The sequence below is a fragment of the Paenibacillus sp. FSL R7-0313 genome (assembly GCF_037969885.1).
Taxonomy (GTDB): Bacteria; Bacillota; Bacilli; order Paenibacillales; family Paenibacillaceae; genus Paenibacillus.
In genome coordinates this window covers 124,619-144,969 of record NZ_CP150219.1, presented here as the reverse complement: position 1 = coordinate 144,969, position 20,351 = coordinate 124,619, and the positions used below count along the sequence as shown (strand labels likewise).

At 47.1% G+C, this 20,351-nt stretch carries 12 protein-coding genes, 3 rRNA genes and 1 riboswitch; of the genes, 8 read left to right on the top strand and 7 right to left on the bottom strand.

The window, feature by feature from the left end; all coding sequences use genetic code 11:
• Positions 1-574: 574 nt before the first annotated feature.
• The 6 genes from NSQ38_RS00520 to NSQ38_RS00495 all read left to right on the top strand — a co-directional run bounded on the left by NSQ38_RS00520 (position 575) and on the right by NSQ38_RS00495 (position 7,849).
• Positions 575-2,127 (top strand): 16S ribosomal RNA (locus NSQ38_RS00520).
• Positions 2,128-2,444: 317 nt separating this feature from the next.
• A 23S ribosomal RNA gene (locus NSQ38_RS00515) occupies positions 2,445-5,370 on the top strand.
• Positions 5,371-5,445: 75 nt separating this feature from the next.
• Positions 5,446-5,562, top strand: a 5S ribosomal RNA gene (rrf, locus tag NSQ38_RS00510).
• The 16S, 23S and 5S rRNA genes sit together here, the layout of an rRNA operon.
• Before the next feature lie 199 nt (positions 5,563-5,761).
• Complete coding sequence (locus NSQ38_RS00505; protein ID WP_017690540.1) at positions 5,762-6,385, top strand: deoxynucleoside kinase; 624 nt, start codon at positions 5,762-5,764, stop codon at positions 6,383-6,385.
• Entirely contained in the window at positions 6,382-7,038 is a 657-nt protein-coding gene (locus NSQ38_RS00500; RefSeq protein ID WP_339786161.1) for a deoxynucleoside kinase, read from the top strand. Before NSQ38_RS00505 ends, NSQ38_RS00500 begins: the two co-directional genes overlap by 4 nt.
• A 328-nt stretch (positions 7,039-7,366) precedes the next feature.
• A complete protein-coding gene (locus NSQ38_RS00495) occupies positions 7,367-7,849 on the top strand; it encodes a hypothetical protein (RefSeq protein ID WP_339786159.1) in 483 nt (160 codons plus the stop codon).
• 568 nt (positions 7,850-8,417) lie between these two features.
• On the opposite strand, the gene NSQ38_RS00490 is transcribed toward NSQ38_RS00495, so the two are convergent.
• The 7 genes from NSQ38_RS00490 to NSQ38_RS00460 all read right to left on the bottom strand — a co-directional run bounded on the left by NSQ38_RS00490 (position 8,418) and on the right by NSQ38_RS00460 (position 15,599).
• Complete coding sequence (locus NSQ38_RS00490) at positions 8,418-9,161, bottom strand: MerR family transcriptional regulator (RefSeq protein ID WP_339786157.1); 744 nt, start codon at positions 9,159-9,161, stop codon at positions 8,418-8,420.
• 321 nt (positions 9,162-9,482) lie between these two features.
• Positions 9,483-10,148, bottom strand: coding sequence for a thiamine phosphate synthase (thiE, locus tag NSQ38_RS00485; RefSeq protein ID WP_339786155.1), 666 nt, complete (start codon positions 10,146-10,148; stop codon positions 9,483-9,485).
• Positions 10,148-10,960: a bifunctional hydroxymethylpyrimidine kinase/phosphomethylpyrimidine kinase gene (thiD, locus tag NSQ38_RS00480; RefSeq protein ID WP_339786154.1), complete on the bottom strand. Its 813-nt coding sequence runs from the start codon at positions 10,958-10,960 to the stop codon at positions 10,148-10,150. The genes thiE and thiD overlap by 1 nt, the downstream gene beginning before the upstream one ends.
• Complete coding sequence (gene thiM, locus NSQ38_RS00475) at positions 10,957-11,769, bottom strand: hydroxyethylthiazole kinase (protein ID WP_339786152.1); 813 nt, start codon at positions 11,767-11,769, stop codon at positions 10,957-10,959. Before thiM ends, thiD begins: the two co-directional genes overlap by 4 nt.
• A gap of 1,009 nt (positions 11,770-12,778) precedes the next feature.
• A complete protein-coding gene (locus NSQ38_RS00470; protein WP_339786150.1) occupies positions 12,779-13,852 on the bottom strand; it encodes an ABC transporter substrate-binding protein in 1,074 nt (357 codons plus the stop codon).
• Between the two features lie 162 nt (positions 13,853-14,014).
• A complete protein-coding gene (locus NSQ38_RS00465; RefSeq protein WP_339786148.1) occupies positions 14,015-14,845 on the bottom strand; it encodes an ABC transporter permease in 831 nt (276 codons plus the stop codon).
• A complete protein-coding gene (locus tag NSQ38_RS00460) occupies positions 14,835-15,599 on the bottom strand; it encodes an ABC transporter ATP-binding protein (RefSeq protein ID WP_339786146.1) in 765 nt (254 codons plus the stop codon). The genes NSQ38_RS00465 and NSQ38_RS00460 overlap by 11 nt, the downstream gene beginning before the upstream one ends.
• 159 nt (positions 15,600-15,758) lie before the next feature.
• Positions 15,759-15,861: riboswitch (TPP riboswitch) on the bottom strand.
• Positions 15,862-16,043: 182 nt separating this feature from the next.
• Here NSQ38_RS00460 and NSQ38_RS00455 point away from each other — a divergent pair.
• Both NSQ38_RS00455 and NSQ38_RS00450 read left to right on the top strand, forming a co-directional pair.
• Entirely contained in the window at positions 16,044-16,919 is an 876-nt protein-coding gene (locus NSQ38_RS00455; protein ID WP_338591071.1) for a radical SAM/SPASM domain-containing protein, read from the top strand.
• Between the two features lie 265 nt (positions 16,920-17,184).
• Positions 17,185-20,019: an S-layer homology domain-containing protein gene (locus NSQ38_RS00450; RefSeq protein WP_339786143.1), complete on the top strand. Its 2,835-nt coding sequence runs from the start codon at positions 17,185-17,187 to the stop codon at positions 20,017-20,019.
• Positions 20,020-20,351 lie beyond the last annotated feature (332 nt).

The following is a 20,351-nucleotide window of genomic DNA, read 5'->3' as shown; positions in this document are numbered from 1 at the left end:
AGTCACCCCAGTAATCTTGAAAGACGTTGATATGAGGGATAAGTATAATTAAGCATATTAATGAGGCTAAAATATATTAGAGAAGATTTAGCCCTATTAATTCTAAAAACAATCAGACATGTATTGCGTTGTATGAATGGATTTTAGGGTATAAAAACGATGCAACTGGGATAGAGGAGAGCAACACAGTAAAGGTGGTTGATTTGTGGTAAATGAATTTTATTAAATTAAGTATTGTAATTAATATCTATACGTGATATATTATTAATCCGGCCAAGAAAACACGGTTTAACACTGGTGCGGCAAGCAAATGAATTAAGCTTCGAAAGAAACTTGAAAAAAAGAGCTTGCAAAGTTGGTTCGGACATGATATTATATAAGAGTTGCTGAAGAGAACGACATTCGGTAACAAAATAAGTTTGATCTTTGAAAACTGAACAACGAGTGAGTAAACATTCTGCTTGCAGAATGAACGCGAAAGTTCGAGACAAGCCTTGGCTTGAATCGACTGGAGCACAAATGAGATTTTTAATCTCGTCAGATTCAAAATGAGCTTATCGCTCTTTTCAATACTTTATTGGAGAGTTTGATCCTGGCTCAGGACGAACGCTGGCGGCATGCCTAATACATGCAAGTCGAGCGGACTTGATGAGAAGCTTGCTTCTCTGATGGTTAGCGGCGGACGGGTGAGTAACACGTAGGCAACCTGCCCTCAAGTTTGGGACAACTACCGGAAACGGTAGCTAATACCGAATAATTGTTTTCTTCGCCTGAAGGAAACTGGAAAGACGGAGCAATCTGTCACTTGGGGATGGGCCTGCGGCGCATTAGCTAGTTGGTGGGGTAACGGCTCACCAAGGCGACGATGCGTAGCCGACCTGAGAGGGTGATCGGCCACACTGGGACTGAGACACGGCCCAGACTCCTACGGGAGGCAGCAGTAGGGAATCTTCCGCAATGGGCGAAAGCCTGACGGAGCAATGCCGCGTGAGTGATGAAGGTTTTCGGATCGTAAAGCTCTGTTGCCAGGGAAGAACGCTTGGGAGAGTAACTGCTCTCAAGGTGACGGTACCTGAGAAGAAAGCCCCGGCTAACTACGTGCCAGCAGCCGCGGTAATACGTAGGGGGCAAGCGTTGTCCGGAATTATTGGGCGTAAAGCGCGCGCAGGCGGTCATTTAAGTCTGGTGTTTAATCCCGGGGCTCAACCCCGGATCGCACTGGAAACTGGGTGACTTGAGTGCAGAAGAGGAGAGTGGAATTCCACGTGTAGCGGTGAAATGCGTAGATATGTGGAGGAACACCAGTGGCGAAGGCGACTCTCTGGGCTGTAACTGACGCTGAGGCGCGAAAGCGTGGGGAGCAAACAGGATTAGATACCCTGGTAGTCCACGCCGTAAACGATGAGTGCTAGGTGTTAGGGGTTTCGATACCCTTGGTGCCGAAGTTAACACATTAAGCACTCCGCCTGGGGAGTACGGTCGCAAGACTGAAACTCAAAGGAATTGACGGGGACCCGCACAAGCAGTGGAGTATGTGGTTTAATTCGAAGCAACGCGAAGAACCTTACCAGGTCTTGACATCTGAATGACCGGTGCAGAGATGTACCTTTTCTTCGGAACATTCAAGACAGGTGGTGCATGGTTGTCGTCAGCTCGTGTCGTGAGATGTTGGGTTAAGTCCCGCAACGAGCGCAACCCTTATATTTAGTTGCCAGCACTTCGGGTGGGCACTCTAGATAGACTGCCGGTGACAAACCGGAGGAAGGTGGGGATGACGTCAAATCATCATGCCCCTTATGACCTGGGCTACACACGTACTACAATGGCCGGTACAACGGGCTGCGAAATCGCGAGATGGAGCCAATCCCAACAAAGCCGGTCTCAGTTCGGATTGCAGGCTGCAACTCGCCTGCATGAAGTCGGAATTGCTAGTAATCGCGGATCAGCATGCCGCGGTGAATACGTTCCCGGGTCTTGTACACACCGCCCGTCACACCACGAGAGTTTATAACACCCGAAGTCGGTGGGGTAACCGCAAGGAGCCAGCCGCCGAAGGTGGGATAGATGATTGGGGTGAAGTCGTAACAAGGTAGCCGTATCGGAAGGTGCGGCTGGATCACCTCCTTTCTATGGAGAATCGTTTCCTGCAACGGAAACATTCAAATATAAAATCTAGCCAGGTCGGCTAGTTACTCACTCGTTGCTCAGTTTTGAGAGCTCAAACTCTCAAACAGCTTGCTTTTGCATGGAGCTTGTTCTTTGAAAACTAGATATCGAAACGAAACAAACGCGAATTAGAACATTCCTTTTTAGCTGAACTTGTGTTAAACAAGTTTCAATAAAAACGGTAGTCAAATTGCTTTTGTGATGGTATTGGATGGGAGCGACTTTTGGCTTTGCGCAAGCAAAACAAGGGAAGCGAGCAGTCAAAACCGGAACAAAATGGTTAAGCTACTAAGAGCACACGGAGGATGCCTAGGCGCTAGGAGCCGATGAAGGACGTGGCGAACAACGAAACTGCCTCGGGGAGCTGTAAGCAAGCTTTGATCCGGGGGTGTCCGAATGGGGAAACCCAGCTGGGGTAATTTCCAGTTACTCACAACTGAATACATAGGTTGTGTAGAGGCATACCAGGGGAACTGAAACATCTAAGTACCCTGAGGAAGAGAAAACAATAGTGATTCCGTCAGTAGCGGCGAGCGAACGCGGAGAAGCCCAAACCAGAGAGCTTGCTCTTTGGGGTTGTGGGACGTCTCACATGGAGTTACAAAGGAACCGGTTAAGCGAAGAGGTCTGGAAAGGCCCGCCAAAGAAGGTAAAAGCCCTGTAGTTGAAAGTCTGTTCCCTCCGAGACGGATCCCGAGTAGTGCGGGGCACGTGAAACCCCGTATGAATCCGGCAGGACCATCTGCCAAGGCTAAATACTTCCTAGCGACCGATAGTGAAGCAGTACCGTGAGGGAAAGGTGAAAAGCACCCCGGAAGGGGAGTGAAATAGAACCTGAAACCGTGTGCTTACAAAAAGTCAGAGCCCGTTTTAGGGGTGATGGCGTGCCTTTTGTAGAATGAACCGGCGAGTTACGTTCCCGTGCAAGGTTAAGGTGAAGAGCCGGAGCCGCAGCGAAAGCGAGTCTGAATAGGGCGACTTAGTACGTGGACGTAGACCCGAAACCGGGTGATCTACCCCTGTCCAGGGTGAAGGTGCGGTAACACGCACTGGAGGCCCGAACCCACGCATGTTGAAAAATGCGGGGATGAGGTGGGGGTAGCGGAGAAATTCCAATCGAACTCGGAGATAGCTGGTTCTCCCCGAAATAGCTTTAGGGCTAGCCTCGGAAAACAGAGTCGTGGAGGTAGAGCACTGATTGGGTGCGGGGCCCGCAAGGGTTACCAAGCTCAGTCAAACTCCGAATGCCATAGACTTACTTCCGGGAGTCAGACAGTGAGTGCTAAGATCCATTGTCAAAAGGGAAACAGCCCAGACCATCAGCTAAGGTCCCCAAGTGTGTGTTAAGTGGGAAAGGATGTGGAGTTGCACAGACAACCAGGATGTTGGCTTAGAAGCAGCCACCATTGAAAGAGTGCGTAATAGCTCACTGGTCGAGTGACTCTGCGCCGAAAATGTAACGGGGCTAAACACACCACCGAAGCTATGGCTTGATGCTTTGCATCAGGGGTAGGGGAGCGTTGTATAAGGGTTGAAGGTGTACCGTAAGGAGCGCTGGACATTATACAAGTGAGAATGCCGGTATGAGTAACGAAAAGATCAGTGAGAATCTGATCCGCCGAAAGCCTAAGGGTTCCTGAGGAAGGCTCGTCCGCTCAGGGTAAGTCGGGACCTAAGGCGAGGCCGAAAGGCGTAGTCGAAGGACAACAGGTCGAAATTCCTGTACCACCGTAAGCCGTTATGAGCAATGGGGGGACGCAGTAGGGTAGTGACGCGGACTGATGGATGTCCGTCTAAGCAGTAAGGCTGATGTGTAGGCAAATCCGCACATTGTAAGGCTGAGCTGTGATGGGGAGCGAAAATTGTAGTAGCGAAGGTCATGATCTCACACTGCCAAGAAAAGCCTCTAGCCAGGTGAAGGTGCCCGTACCGCAAACCGACACAGGTAGGCGAGAAGAGTATTCTAAGGCGCGCGGAAGAACTCTCGTTAAGGAACTCGGCAAAATGACCCCGTAACTTCGGGAGAAGGGGTGCCCCGGTAGTGTGAATAGCACGAGGGGGCCGCAGTGAAAAGGCCCAAGCGACTGTTTAGCAAAAACACAGGTCTGTGCGAAGCCGTAAGGCGAAGTATACGGGCTGACGCCTGCCCGGTGCTGGAAGGTTAAGGGGAGTGGTTAGGAGCAATCCGAAGCTGTGAACCGAAGCCCCAGTAAACGGCGGCCGTAACTATAACGGTCCTAAGGTAGCGAAATTCCTTGTCAGGTAAATTCTGACCCGCACGAATGGCGTAACGACTTGGGCGCTGTCTCAACGAGAGATCCGGTGAAATTTTAATACCTGTGAAGATGCAGGTTACCCGCGACAAGACGGAAAGACCCCATGGAGCTTTACTGCAGCTTGATATTGAATTTGGGTACGATCTGTACAGGATAGGTGGGAGCCTTTGAAACGTGAGCGCCAGCTTGCGTGGAGGCAACGTTGGGATACCACCCTGATCGTATCTAGGTTCTAACCTGGTACCGTAATCCGGTGCGGGGACAGTGTCAGGTGGGCAGTTTGACTGGGGCGGTCGCCTCCTAAAGAGTAACGGAGGCGCCCAAAGGTTCCCTCAGAATGGTTGGAAATCATTCGAAGAGTGCAAAGGCATAAGGGAGCTTGACTGCGAGACCTACAAGTCGAGCAGGGACGAAAGTCGGGCTTAGTGATCCGGTGGTACCGCATGGAAGGGCCATCGCTCAACGGATAAAAGCTACCCTGGGGATAACAGGCTTATCTCCCCCAAGAGTCCACATCGACGGGGAGGTTTGGCACCTCGATGTCGGCTCATCGCATCCTGGGGCTGAAGTAGGTCCCAAGGGTTGGGCTGTTCGCCCATTAAAGCGGTACGCGAGCTGGGTTCAGAACGTCGTGAGACAGTTCGGTCCCTATCTGTCGTGGGCGTAGGAAATTTGAGAGGAGCTGTCCTTAGTACGAGAGGACCGGGATGGACGTACCGCTGGTGTACCAGTTGTTCCGCCAGGAGCACCGCTGGGTAGCTATGTACGGACGGGATAAACGCTGAAAGCATCTAAGCGTGAAGCCCCCCTCAAGATGAGATTTCCCAGTATGTAAGACCCCTTGAAGACGACGAGGTAGATAGGCTGGGGGTGGAAGTGCAGCAATGCATGGAGCTGACCAGTACTAATCGGTCGAGGGCTTATCCAATAGCAAGTGATAATTCGCGTGTTTCGTTTCGAATCTAGTTTTCAGAGAACAACACTCTGAAATGTAAGCTACGCGTTTGGTGGCGATGGCGGAGGGGTTCCACACGTACCCATCCCGAACACGACCGTTAAGCCCTCTAGCGCCGATGGTACTTGGACCGCAGGGTCCTGGGAGAGTAGGACGCCGCCAAGCAACAGGAAGACACACTTGATGATATCGAGTGTGTCTTTTTTATTTCAATGTAATTCATTTTATGTAATTCATTAGTTCTGATTTGACTTGTTATATACATAAAATACTGGCGTTCCAATCCTTAAAGCTGTGATACAATAGGTGAGGTCTATATAGAAAACGGAAACACGCATAAGTACGAGGAGGAACAGTGAACACGATGAAATCAGCCCCGTTTATTGCCGTGGAAGGTCCGATCGGAGCGGGGAAAACAACGCTGGCAACGATGCTTTCCCATGAATTGAATCTTCCGTTAGTTAAAGAAATCGTAGAAGAGAATCCATTTCTGGCTTCCTTTTATCAGGATATCGACGAGTGGAGTTTCCAATTAGAAATGTTTTTTCTGTGTAATCGGTTTAAACAGCTGGAAGACACGGGCGCTCATTATGTAGAGCAGAATACCCCAGTTATTTCAGACTATCATATCTATAAAAACATGATTTTTGCCGATCGTACCTTAAAGGGAACGAAACGGGATAAATATCGTCAAATTTATCATCTGTTAACAGATGATCTGCCAAAGCCCAATCTGGTGCTCTATATTGAAGCTGAACTCGATACGTTGATGTACCGCATTAACAAGCGTGGGCGCTCATTTGAGCAGGATATGGACCCGGCATATATGGAACAATTGATCGCTGATTACAAAACAGGCATGGATTATCTGGCGAATAGCTCAAATCCACCAGTAATCATTAAGGTCAATGCAGAGCAACTCGACTTTGTGGAACATCCTGAACACTTCAGGCAAATTGTTAATCAGGTAAAGGAGTATATCATATGAATAACTATGGCATTCCAACGAATGCATTAATTACGGTAGCAGGTACGGTTGGAGTGGGTAAATCCACGTTAACAGCTGCGCTTGCACAGCGTTTGAATTTCAAGACTTCTCTGGAGCAAGTTGATCATAATCCATATTTGGAGAAGTTCTATCATGACTTTGAGCGTTGGAGCTTCCATCTGCAGATTTATTTCCTGGCAGAGCGCTTCAAGGAACAGAAAAAGATTTTTGAACTAGGTGGGGGATTCGTACAGGATCGTTCCATCTATGAAGATACGGGCATTTTTGCACAAATGCATGCAGATCAAGGAACCATGTCTGCTACAGATTTCGAGACATACAGCAGTTTGTTTGAAGCGATGGTAATGACACCGTATTTCCCACATCCAGACGTGCTGATCTATCTGGAAGGCAGTCTGCCTTCAATTTTAAACCGTATTACGGAACGTGGACGCGAGATGGAAATCCAAACGGACCGTTCGTACTGGGAGCACATGCACGAGCGCTATTCCGTGTGGATTGATCAATTTACGGCTTGCCCTGTGCTGCGTCTGAACATTGATGAGTATGATGTGCATGATCCGGCATCGGTGGATGCCATTTTGGCACAGATTGCAGCTGTCATTCAGTCTTCCAAGGAAGTGCAAAGATAAGATAGAGCGAGTTTTCCAATATAGTTTTCTGGATTACAGAGGTTATATCTATGATATAGATACGGACAACGTCCCTTCTACGGCTATTATGCTGTTGAAGGGATGTTTTTTTATGTGCCAAGGGAATGATTATGAGATGTTTGTGGACAAAACTAAAAGGATATATTCGAGCGTATAAGGAAATGGATGCTTAATATATCTTTTCTATTATATAAATACATGGTCACCAAAAGTAGAAAAATGTTGAATAATAGGTCTTTTTGTGGTTTCATAGGAAAGGTGAATTCTGGAAAAGAAGCATATGCATGACTCAGGAGGGAAAGACAACGTGGAAGAGAAACAAGGAGTTAAAATCGGTATGCCGATCATTGGTGGCTTAATTGCAGCCATTCTGGGAGGCATCGTATGGGCAGCTATTGCCGCAATGACCGAGTATGAGGTGGGATTAATTGCGATTTTGATTGGGGCGCTCACGGGCTACGCAGTTGTGTTGTTCTCCAATAAACGAATTGCGACGGTGCATAAAGTCATTGCCGTACTTTTTGCGCTCGTCGGCATTCTGCTGGGGAAATATCTGACGGTGGTTTATTTTACTTCCGAACTGTTTGGTGATGTAGGCGTGATGGAACTCGTGTTTGATAGCGAGATGATCAGTGCGTTTGTGGAAACCTTCCAGGACTACTTCAGTCAACCGATTGATTTGTTATTCATCGTGCTTGCAATTGTATCTGCATGGCAGATTCCTGGCCGGATGGCGAGAACCAGTTTAGCTACGGATGCATCTTCATCGGATCACGCGCCAAGAGCTTAATCGGATGGACGGTGGACGCTTGGCAGTAAAATGAAGAACGTTTGATAGAAGAAACTTAATGCTCATCATCCTAAGCACTTGTGAAAAGGTTATATCGAAGGACTGGTAGCAGAAGAAAAACGTAGTATAGAGCATCTGCTTTAAAAGATATTTATAAAGTACTCAGAGTGAGCAGCAGTTAGGCATGTTCACATTGCGGCTGAGTTACTTGCATACATAAAAGGGACGATACGCCTTAGGGTGTACGTCCCTTTTGTGTATCCACTGGGCAGTAGGCGGGAAATGGCTCATAACCGATGTAATAACTCGGATCGATTAAAATTACTTACCACGACGTAACCCTAGTATATATCCAGCATGTTCATAAGGATAATTACAAGAAAGATATGTTCACCCCAGGAGGTAGGTTCAAATATCCGAATGGTCATTTACAGCTATAAAGCTGATGATGAGAGATTACTTTTACCACTAGAGGACAGAGCTCTAAGTTCCAGATTATCGTTTAAAGCGCATATCTTACGGCAATGAGAGTTGAATAATACTGTATGAAGTTGAAGACAGGGCTATATTATTTGTTTTGGTCAGCAAATACAGCCATGGCATCTCGCATGAATACTGCCAATCCATCGCCAAACTGATCAATATTACGAGTGAAGCGTTCATCGTCTACGTACATCTGACCAAGTCCTCTAAAGGCCTCAGGTGAGTAGCTTCCCATTTGGTTTAGCCAAGTGTACCACTCTTTGATGCCTGCCTGTGCCTCCGCAGATGCTGGTTCTGTGTGACGAAGTGAAGCCAGATGTTTGTAGATTTCGTTCATTTGATCGGATAGAGCTTTCTGATCCGTGGTTGATTTACTGTGCAGCTTCTGGTTTGCCTGATCAACGGCATGGTCTCCCCACCGTTCACGCGCTTCCTGTTCATACGGATTCTGGCTAAAATCAAATCCTTCGAATTGTTCTTTGGCTGTCATTTTAATTTCTCCTCTCACGTGTAGAACTGTTCTATCAATAGTAGCAATCATCTGGTCCAAGCGTTGGCGCTTCTCCAGCAAAATAAGTCGGTGCATATTTAGTGCTTCTTCTGGATCGAAGGAGGGGTTGGTGATAATGTTTTTGATCTCCTTCAGAGAGAAGCCGAGTTCCTTGAAAAACAAAATCTGCTGCAACCGTTCCAGGTTGGCATCTGAATATAATCGATACCCGGCAGAATTCACTTCGTCCGGGGTTAATAGTCCGATCTCATCATAGTGATGCAGTGTGCGCACACTGATCGAGGCAAGTTCGGCAACTTCCTTTACCTTCATGGCCATGTGTGAAACCTCCTTACAACACCGATTGTACAGTGTCACGTTACGTGAGAGTCAACCGTTGAAAATGAAAAAACAAGATGCAAGCATGGAGGCTGCATCTTGATTATGGATTGGTGACTGGATGTGAATAGATGTGATGAAATTATTGTATCATTCAGTCACTAGAGGGGGGCGGCTGTGCTTCTATGTCGGAGACATGGGTTGCTGCCGCGCCGCAGGTGTTTGGAGGCTCCTCTGTTATGGAGAGGAGCGTGAGCGGTTGGTGGGCTGCACCATGTATGCGGTGCAGCCCACGGGGCTGGCAGTGCAGGGAGAGCAGGGCTACGCCTGCATCCCGCGCACTGCCGCAGCGAACTGCGCAGCCGCTGCGCGCACATCGGCCGCGCCCGCGATGGCGGAGATGACGGCTACGCCGTCGGCTCCAGCCGCCATCACGGCGGCCGTGGTATCGGGCGTAATGCCGCCGATACCCACAACCGGAACTGCGATGCCTGCGGCGCGCAGTTCTGCCACCCCTGCGGGGCCCAGCACAGCATGGGCATCCGCTTTGGAGCGCGTCGGGTATATGGGCCCGACGCCAAGATAGTCGGCGCCCGCCTGCACCGCACGGCGCGCCTCATCCACGGAGTGGGCGGATACGCCAAGCATCCGCCCATCTCCAATGCGGGCGCGTACCAGCGCCGCGTCCGCATCTTCCTGGCCGACATGCACGCCGTCGGCCTCCACCGCTACAGCCAGCTCCACATCATCGTTCACGATGAACGGCACCCCGTGCTGGCTGCACACCTCACGAAGCCGCATCGCAAGCGTGATGCGAGCTTCGTGAGCCAGGGCGCCAGTTCCCTTTTCACGGAACTGGAACAGCGTGATGCCGCCAGCAATGGCCTGGCGCAGCACTTCCACAGGGTCTTGCGTTGTATTAACGCTGCCCATCACCAAATACACCTGCATCGCGCGTCGTACTGCTTCTGCATCCCAAGGGCGCATCACTGCTCACCCCGCTGTCTGCGCTGATACGCAAAATGATTTGTCGGCCCATGTCCGGCCCCAATCCCCAGCTCATCTTCGATGGCCGCCTGAATGAATGCTCGCGCGGTCGTAACGGCAGCCAGAACAGGTGAACCCTTGGCTAACTCTGCGGTGATGGCAGCAGAGTATGTACACCCTGTTCCGTGTGTATGACGTGTTACCACACGAACATTCTCCAGATAATGAAAAGACTGCCCATCGTAGAGCACATCCACGATCATGCCACTTCCTTCATCATGACCACCTTTGACCAAAGCATACGTTGAGCCCATCTGTACAATCTGTCTTGCGGCTTCTTCCCGCTGATTCAGATTCGTGATAGACATCTCGGTAAGCAATTCCGCTTCCGGAATATTAGGTGTTGTGATCAGGGCATGGGGCAACAGCTCCGTAACCAACGCCTGTACAGCTTCCTGCTGGAGAAGGGGGGCGCCACCTTTGGCTACCATCACAGGGTCGATGACCAGATTTGACCAACGGTATTGCTGCCATTTCTCAGCCACTAGACGAATAATCTCGGCACTATATAACATGCCGGTCTTCGTTGCGATTGGTTGAAAGTCTTCGCCGGTCGAGTCCAATTGCTGGGCAATGCCATCGTAAGGGATGGGAAAAACGCCCTGCACACCTGTGGTATTTTGGGCAGCAATAGCCGTGATAACGGTCATGCCGTATACCCCAAGTTCCTGGAACGTTTTCAGATCGGCCTGAATGCCTGCGCCGCCCCCGTTATCAGAGCCTGCAATGGTTAGCGCTTGAGCAATGCTCATATTGCACCTCCACGTATCTGATGGATCTGTGCGCGTTCTGCCAAGAGGTCTGGTGTTACTTGTGCCAGTTGATTCAACAATTCAATCTGGAAGCTGCCCGGCCCCTGATGAGCTGTCCGCTCTGCCGCCAGTTCAGCTGCTATACCATAAAACGCAAGCGCTTCAACAACACTGCCTAGAAGATCGGCTCCTGATTCCGCTATGGCTGTAAAAGCACCAATCACCGAACTTAGCAGACAACCTGCACCCGTGACCTGAGTGAGCAGGGCATGTCCATTACTTGTGAGGAATGTGGATTGTCCATCAGTAATGATATCTTCTTTTCCGGTAATGACCACGACACTGCCAAGTTGTTGCGCTGCCCGCTCCGCAATGCCGATTCGGTCGCCCTCACCTGATCCTGCATCCACACCTTTGATACTCCAACTCTCACCGATGACATTGGCGACCTCCGCCACATTGCCGCGCAGTACTGTGAGACGAAGTTCACGAATGAGCATCTGCACGGTTTCCGTGCGATAGGTGGTTGCGCCAGCTCCAACCGGATCAAGCACCACAGGCACGTGATGCGCATTAGCCGATTGGCCTGCCAGACGGATCGCCTGAACGACTTTGTCATCGAGAGTACCAATGTTGAGTACTACAGCTCCTGACATCTTGGCGACATCAGCGACTTCTTCATGAGCATAGGCCATAAACGGGGACGCACCTAGTGCAAGCAGGCCATTGGCTGTGAAGGGAGCCACGACAAGGTTGGTGATATTGTGTACCAGCGGATTTTGCGTACGAACACGTTCCAGATAAGACATATAATTTCCTCCTTGTTTTGAATTAACCCCATCGGCAGAAGTCCGATATCTGGAGTAACTCAGCAGAATAATAGGATATGAGTCTCCTTGTTGAGTAGGGGCGCAAGTATAACTACAGCCAGATGCATTAATACGGGAAAAGCAGAAACGTAAAATCTAAAACAATTTCATAACTCCCTAAAAATGGATTTTTGTAAATGGATATAGACAAATTGAATCATTTTGATCTATATCCAGCCTTGATTGAAACAGCTAAAAGGTGGATCCGTATAAAATGTAAATTCGCGAAAAGCAACAGTACAAATACGAAACAGTAAAAAACGAAACAGTATAAAAGACAGAATAAAGAAAGTGGAGCCATGGTATGTCTGCAAACTCAGGCAAGCGATACGGTGATGGACGTTAGCGTTCAAAGAGAGTCCTAAAGCCCAGGATGTCGATACCCGACTGATCGGGGCGCGAAGGTCACACGATGTTTCTAAAGAACACAGGACGTCTTATATGGCTGTCAGATCCTCCTTATGAAATGTAAGGAACACAGGACACGTTATTTCCCAAATTCCCCTGACCGAAACACTATAAATTGCTATTTTTTCCGATATAATATGTCTCAGGTTCCTTAGATTTCTTCAACCGCTCCAAATCCTTGAATAGGGCGCCTCAGATTCGTTAGCGCTCGCTCCATGTTCTACTCTGGGCATATTAGGGCGCGATTCAGCTCATGGTAGGCTTGAAGATAGGCGCAAATTTACATTACCAAATACATATCAACAAGCTACCCAAACGCATATCAAGCCACCAAAACGCATATCAAGCTGCCCAGATGCACATCAAGCCACTTAGGATTGTTATAAATTCTGATCCTCGGATGCTTGCTACAGGCCAATTCCATTTCGCAAACCTTCATGCATCCGATCCTCACGTTTTTGCTAACTTTGCTTTCAATCCCCTTGCGTTCATTCACTTTTCCTTCATTCACTTTTCCTTCATTCACTTTGCTCTCTTTTACTTACTCTCCTTGCAGATTAATAAAAGCATCCTCGGCTTTCACCGATTCAGGAATCAAATCCTGTTCAACGAGCCATGCGCGTACATTCTCCCAGGACTCCATTTCCTGCCGACCAAACATCTGACCATCTTCATTCATAAATGGCAGTAAAATAGCCAGACTTTTGGTTTCAATCTCCGGGTCAAGCGGAGACGTTTCATTCTCATGAGCGAGCAGAATATTCAAGGCTTCATCTGGATGCTCCGTTACATGTTTCTGTCCTTCCTGGACCGCTTTGACGAACCGGGTAAGTTGGTCTTTTTTTGCTTCAATGCCAGCTTCACTCGCGGTCAGGACCAATTCATAATAATCAGGCACACCATAATCGACGGGGTTAATGGATTTCATGGCATGTCCTTCTTTCTCCAGAATCAGTTGCTCATGGTTAATAAAACCACCCATAATTGCATCCGCCTGTCCAGAAGCCAGCGAAGGAATCAGATCGAACCCAACGTCGACCAGATTCATGTTGTCGGGATTGCCACCATCGTGGCTGATCATCGTACGCACCATCGCTTCATACAGGGGAATTGAGGAATAACCAACAGTCTTTCCTTCAAGGTCTTTGGGTGAGCTCACGTTGCCATTTGCTTCGGTCAACAGATGCACAAGCGGGTGGCGAACAACAGCAGCAATGGAACGTACAGGAATGTTCTCACCACGAGCGAGCAAAATTTGGGGCTGGTAGCTTAGAGCCAGATCAATTTTTCCAGCAGCAACAAGTTTGAGTGAATCATTGGTATCCGCAGGCATCTGAATTTCGACATCGAGACCTTGATCTGCAAAGTATCCTTTTTCTTGAGCAACGTAGATGAAGGAGTGTACTGCATTCGGGTACCAGTCGAGCATAATGGACAGTTTATCTTTGGTGTCAGATGCTGTTTCGGTTGCAGACTTGCCTGTTTGTTGTGCATTGGTTGCAGCGTCTGTTGTTGGCGTGTTTTTGCTGGTATTCGTGGTGCTGCATCCGCTAACGATCAGCAAAAGGCTAATGAGCATGATGGGAAGCAGGGAGTATATACCTTTGTTATTCATAAATGAAGGTCCTCATTTCATCGTTTTGATTTGTAGAAAATGGACAGCAGCATGTTAACGACAACGTGACAGTGAACTGATTGAAGATGCTGCTGAATTTGTGCATAAGGTATGTTCTGAAGATTGTAACTTCTGTATTTACATCTAATTTCTGTCTAAGTATTATCCAACTTTTCTTTTGCCTCCATGTCCATGCCGCCGTATGCTAAACCGTTTCTCCAGCCAGGCAATCAGTACAAACAAAACGATCCCAAGCAGGGATAACAGCACAATAGCGGCAAACATCGCATCCGTGTTCATGTTGCTGGACATGCGGCGGCTGAAGTAGCCGAGACCTTTGCTGCCACCAAGCCATTCGCCAATCGTTGCCCCAACCACGCAGTACACCACGGACATCTTTAACCCCGAGAAAAAAGAGGGAAGTGCCAGCGGAACCTGGAGTTTGCAAAAAATATCCCATTTGCTGGCGCCCATGGTGAGCAGCAGTTCACGCTGCTCCGGATCGCCATGGCGGAGTCCATCGTAGGTACTGACCACAATGGGGAAGAATGCGATTAGGAACACCACGGCGACTTTGCTCCACAACGTGTAACCAAACCACAAGATAAATACGGGAGACAAGGCAATCAGCGGTATGGTCTGACTGATCACGATGAAGGGATAGAAGGCCTTTTCAATCGATCGGTTCATATGCATGCCTGTTGCCAGCGTAATTCCAGTCACTATGGACAAGACAAAACCAACAATAACCTCCATAAAGGTAGCAGGCAGATGGATGGTCAACAGCAGATGACGATGATCAACCAGTGAGCCTATGATGGCCGTGGGTGCAGGAATGATGAAGGAGGGCACCCATCCCATACGCACAATCACTTCCCAGATCGCCAGTAATAAGAACATGAGCACAATAAACAAACCATATTGGGAAAACGACCTCGAGAGCCACTTAAAACACCACGTCCAGACGCTAACCTCAGCTCTATCATTTTGCATGCAATTGTTCCTCCAGTTGTTGCCTCATCTGCACGAGAGCCGGTTCGTAGATCATGTCCGAATGCCTTGGGCGTGGTAAAGGAACCGTTATCTCCCGTAACTGCTGACCTTGCCCTCCTGGAGTTAACAGAATGATACGGTCACTTAACAGCAGGGCTTCCTCGATGTCATGTGTAATGAACAGCACGGTTTGTCCAAAGTCCTTCCACAGCTCCAACAACCAGCGATGCATTTCTCGTTTGGTTAAAGCGTCGAGTGCACCGAAGGGTTCATCCAGCAACATGAGCTGCCCGCCTGTAAGCAAGGTACGCAGCAGTGCCACCCGCTGCCGCATGCCGCCGGATAACTCATCCGGATAGGCCTGCTCATAACCGGACAAGCCGAACCTTGCCAATCCAGCGATGATATCGGCTCGTAGTTTGTCCTTGTCCTGTCGGCCTGGTGCCAGCTCGGCAGGCAGCAGGCAGTTCTCCATGACGGTACGCCAGGATAACAGCAGATCTTTCTGCGGCATATAGGCGACTCGTCCGAGCCGTTGTCCTTGCGGTACATCAGCAATATCGATGGTGCCGCCGGTTGGCTCGTGCAAGCCTGCGAGCAGCTTGAAGAGCGTGCTTTTACCTGATCCGCTGGAGCCAATGAGCGAGACAAATTCTCCTTGTTGAACCTGAAGCGACACATTGGAGAGCACGGGTGAATCTTTTTTTTCGGGAAAAGCGAAGCTAACGTTCTCAATGGTTACATGGTTGCTCATCTGATCCTCACCCCCTTGATGTCAGACTGCTGGAATAACAACGGCATCCTGTACTCTGCAAAAGGAACAAAAAAGACCCACCCATTTCCGGAGAAATGAGTGGGTCTGTAAGTTAAATCCGCAATTTATCTTCACATACATTGAGAAAATTCCGCTTACTAAAAGGCCGCTCCACTTCCCTCCGCTGGTATGATCCAGATCAGGTTCAAAGGGTCCGAATAGTCATATTCGTCTCAGCCGCAAGGCTCCCCTAGTGCAAATGTACAAGATATGCAGTTGTGTGTTCAGCATATATCACTTGAACATGAACTGTAAAGAGGCAGCATGATAACTGAACAATTTACCTCGGCTCATGAACCCGATATAATAGGGATGGCCCGTATAGGCCGGATCACAAAATGCAGGTGGGATTGTTCTCCCTCCTAGGCAGAATGGGGACCCGAGTTGAAAACGTTCAAAAAAGTATATATTGAGATCACGAGTATCTGCAATCTGGCTTGCAGCTTCTGTCCGCAGACGCAGCGTGCCAAAGGATTCATTGACCCTGAAGTCTTCAACAATATACTGGAACAAGTTAAACCACATACCAATCATATTTATCTACATGTCAAAGGCGAACCCTTGTTGCATCCCAAAATAGATCTGTTGCTTGATTCCGCACATGAGAAGGGACTCAAGGTGAACATTACAACCAATGGTACACTCTTGCCCAAGACTCAGCATAAATTGCTTGGCAAACCGGCGCTGCGGCAGATGAATTTCTCCCTGCACAGCTTCGATGGGCATGAAGGTTCAACAGACCGTGACGGATACCTGCGTCATATTTTGTCCTTTGTACACGAGGCCGTTAAGCACAATGTCATCATCTCATTCCGACTGTGGAATCTGACGCAGGATAACTTCACAAATGCTCAGATGAATCGAAATCGGGAGACCCTTGAAGTGTTGGAACGTGAGTTCAATCTGGACTTCCGCATTGAGGAAAAAGTAGTTCCAGGCAGTGGGGTCAAAATTGCCCCGAATGTATATCTGAATCAGGACCATGAGTTCCAGTGGCCAAGTCTGGATGCACCTGAAGATGACGGCAAAGGCTTCTGCCATGCATTGCGTGGTCAGGCAGCTGTGCTTGTAGATGGAACGGTGGTTCCATGCTGTCTCGATGGCGAGGGTGTAATTAACTTGGGTAATGTGCACGAGAAGTCATTCTCGGAGATTATTGAGGGTGAGCGAGCGAACAATCTGGTATATGGTTTCTCCAAGCGGGAAGCTGTGGAAGAGTTGTGTCGAAAGTGCGGTTATCGTCAGAGATTCGGAGCCTAGAATATATAAATTTAGTTAAAAACGAACCTACCGAAAATATTTGTTTCGGTAGGTTCGTTTTGTCTTTATTGCGAAATTATTTAGATAATAAGAATTGAAATCAATTCAGGATAACAACTTTTTTGTAAAATCATAGTCTATTAATCTTGTTTTTATGAATTTGCATGGTATTATTATCCTATTGATTAGGAGGTGAATTAGTTCTAAAGATTCATATATTATTGGATTTACCTACCAGAAGCTTACTGAGGAGTGTGTTTTAGTTTTGAATTCAAAATGGAAAAAGTTTAATCACAAACTATCGTTAATGCTTTCTACGTCGCTGATTGTTTCTATGTTATCTATCAATTTATCTGTATCTGCAGAAGTGGCTACATCTAAAACTTCTTTTACTGACATTGATAATTCGTATTCCAAAACGGAAATAACCAAATTAGTAGAACAAGGAATACTCACAGGATTTACTGATGGGACATTTAAACCTTCCGATTCGGTAACACGAGCTCAATTAGCAAAAATTATGGTCGGTGCGCTTAATTTAAAGCCTGATAATGTCGAAGTAAGTCAATTCAGAGATGTAAAGGAAGATCAATGGTATGCCGGATATGTAGGTGCACTTGTCAAATCTGGAATTGCTCAAGGTACCTCCAAAGATAGCTTTTCGCCTAATAAAAATGTGACAAGAGAAGAGTTGGCTGTATTTTTTGTTAGGGCCTTTGGTTGGGACATTCAAGATGTAACGAGTCAAACATCCAAACCACAACTCTCAGATTTGGGTCAAGTATCTAACTGGGCGAAAGATTCTGTAACACTAGCCTATCAATCTGGTTTTATCAAAGGATTAGTTCAAAAAGATGGAACAGTAAAATTTAATCCATCAGGCGTAGCAGATCGACAGGCGCTAGCGAGACTTGCATATGAGTTTGTGACAAATAAGTCTACATATGATAGTTACATGGCTCCTGCCAAGACAGAGATTGATACTGAAGATTCAAATGAAGCAAAACCTGAAACAGCAAAACCTTCTGAAGGTAACAGTAAGGGAAATAGCGGTAGCAGCTCCGGAGATAAAGGGAACGGAAGTAACAATGGTGGAAATAGTGGAGGAGGGGAACAACCCCCTAGTAATAATCTCTCTGCTCCAGGTACATATACTCTTGGTAATGTAACTGGAAATATAACTATTAGTTCTCAAGGTGTCGTTCTAAAAAATACCAAAATAAATGGTAGGCTGAAGATACTTGAGTCCGTAGGAAACGGTGACGTGACTCTTGATAATGTTAGTGTCACGGGAACAACTGAGATTCAAGGCGGAGGACCAAATAGTATTCATGCAGTGGACTCGGTTCTTGCAACAGTGATTGTTGACAAAGCGGACGGCAGTGTTCGTTTGGTCCTTGAAGGTGGAAGTAATGTTCAGCAGATTGAAATTAGATCTGGTGCAATCGTACAGAATGTCTCCACGGGTGATGTCGGACCGATTGAAATAGCAGAGTCGATTCCCCATAATTCTTCGGTAGTGCTCAGTGGAAGCTTCGACTCTGTAATGGTTCATGCAGAACAAGTTTCAGTGGAGTTCGGAGATAATTCCACCATTGAAAATCTTGAGGTGTTCCAAGAAGCATTGAACACAGTGTTTAAAATTAACCATGGTGCTGTAGTGAATCGGGCTATATTAAATGCAATCGTACAATTTTCTGGAGCGGGAACATTATCTTCAGCTCTGGTCAATGTAGAAGGTATTGATTTTAGTCAACTTAATCACCCCCCAGCTATTGAGGTAGATCCTACAGTGACTAGTATAGTTTATTCACCTCAAGAAACAGAGTTTTCAGCAATTGATTCGACCCGTCAGATCGTATTCACGGGTATCGCTACCTCAGCGATCAAAGATATCACTTCCATTGCAGAATGGAATGTCGAGGATAGCACCATTGCCATTGTTGACTCAGGCAAGATTCAAGCTAAAGGCAATGGTACGACAGTGGTAAAAGCTAAATATGGAGATTTCGAAATCAATGTTCCGGTAACCGTTGCAGTCTATAACGAAGGAACAGTCTATCCGACACTCAAAGGGATTCAAGTTACAAATGGAAGTGTAAAGTTGAATTTTTCTGAGGGTTTGGAACCTTCCGAACTGGCTGCAAATGATTTCGTAGTTCGTGCCTATTTTGATGGGGCGGAACAACAATTGAATAACTTGCAGTACCGCAATGGCGAATTTACTTTTGATGCTATTGATAACTATGGTGCCACATTGTACATCACTGTGGAGTCAGATGTTAATAAAACACATTTTGCAGGAAGTCAAAGTGGTGCAATCAAACTTACTGGATTCGGTGGTCACATCAAGGATGTAGCTGGAACACCGGTTGCCAATTTAAGTATTTCTTTTAGAAGAGGCCTGGACAACAAAACAGGTGAAATTGTTGGTACTGTCAAAACGAATACTCAAGGAAACTACTATATCAATCTTCCCCCAGGCATCTACACAGGTGAACTTGGAGGTGGAGATACAAAATATATTACAACTTATCTCATTGGTGTCTCGGCAGTAAATGTGGAGAATAAACGTGAGAATCAAACTGCTATTGAAATACCTACACAAGATGAAACACGCTTCGTGTTAACTTGGGGTAAAGATCCAGTGGATCTGGATTCACACCTCGTAGGTCCAGCAGGTGATGAAGGAATGTTCCATACGTACTACTCTGATAAACAATATTATAATAATGGTGAACTTATGGTTGATTTGGATTTGGATGATGTAACGTCTTACGGACCTGAAACAACAACCATTCGTCATTTACTTCCTGGAACGTATACATTCTATGTTCATCATTTTTCTGGATCAAGCACAATCAAGAAATCTGGTGCCAAAATTGACGTGTTCCGTGGTGCTGTAGCCACTCCAAGTGCAACGTATACTGTCGCAGATGCCAGTGGTAATGAAAGATACTGGGTTGTTCTCAGAATGATCGTTTCTGAAGAAGGTGTGGTTACTTATGAAACAGTAAATCAATTTACTAATGTTGATCCACTCACTTCACTTCAACCATCGGATGAAATTAACGAAGATGAATTGGAAACTCTAGAATAAAGAGAGTACTTAGATTAGTTTTAAATGTATCATGTAGAAACCCTGTCTATAAAAAGACTAAGGGTTTCTTTTTTTTGTCGGAAACTTTTGGTTGCTTAAATAGAGCATATCCGAAGTTGATATCGGTACATAACAAGTAGACATGATACCTCAAAGCATGCTGAAACATCAGGCTCAATGCTGGAAAATACAAACGTGATCTAATGATTATTCTAGTTACCTTCCTTATTTGGTAGGATTAGGTTGTGGGTCGGACAGAGGTGCACCTCTGACGAACTTCCAGGACAAGCTTAGGCTTGTACACTACCAAATAACGAGAGAATAAGGGAGGA

Bases quoted from the DNA above. Each gene is read 5' to 3' on its own strand.
- NSQ38_RS00460 (WP_339786146.1), bottom strand. From the start codon at position 15,599: ATGAGCAACCATGTAACCATTGAGAACGTTAGCTTCGCTTTTCCCGAA.
- NSQ38_RS00465 (WP_339786148.1), bottom strand. From the start codon at position 14,845: ATGCAAAATGATAGAGCTGAGGTTAGCGTCTGGACGTGGTGTTTTAAG.
- thiD (WP_339786154.1), bottom strand. From the start codon at position 10,960: ATGAGCATTGCTCAAGCGCTAACCATTGCAGGCTCTGATAACGGGGGC.
- thiM (WP_339786152.1), bottom strand. From the start codon at position 11,769: ATGTCTTATCTGGAACGTGTTCGTACGCAAAATCCGCTGGTACACAAT.
- thiE (WP_339786155.1), bottom strand. From the start codon at position 10,148: ATGCGCCCTTGGGATGCAGAAGCAGTACGACGCGCGATGCAGGTGTAT.
- NSQ38_RS00500 (WP_339786161.1), top strand. From the start codon at position 6,382: ATGAATAACTATGGCATTCCAACGAATGCATTAATTACGGTAGCAGGT.
- NSQ38_RS00470 (WP_339786150.1), bottom strand. From the start codon at position 13,852: ATGAATAACAAAGGTATATACTCCCTGCTTCCCATCATGCTCATTAGC.
- NSQ38_RS00505 (WP_017690540.1), top strand. From the start codon at position 5,762: ATGAAATCAGCCCCGTTTATTGCCGTGGAAGGTCCGATCGGAGCGGGG.
- NSQ38_RS00490 (WP_339786157.1), bottom strand. From the start codon at position 9,161: ATGGCCATGAAGGTAAAGGAAGTTGCCGAACTTGCCTCGATCAGTGTG.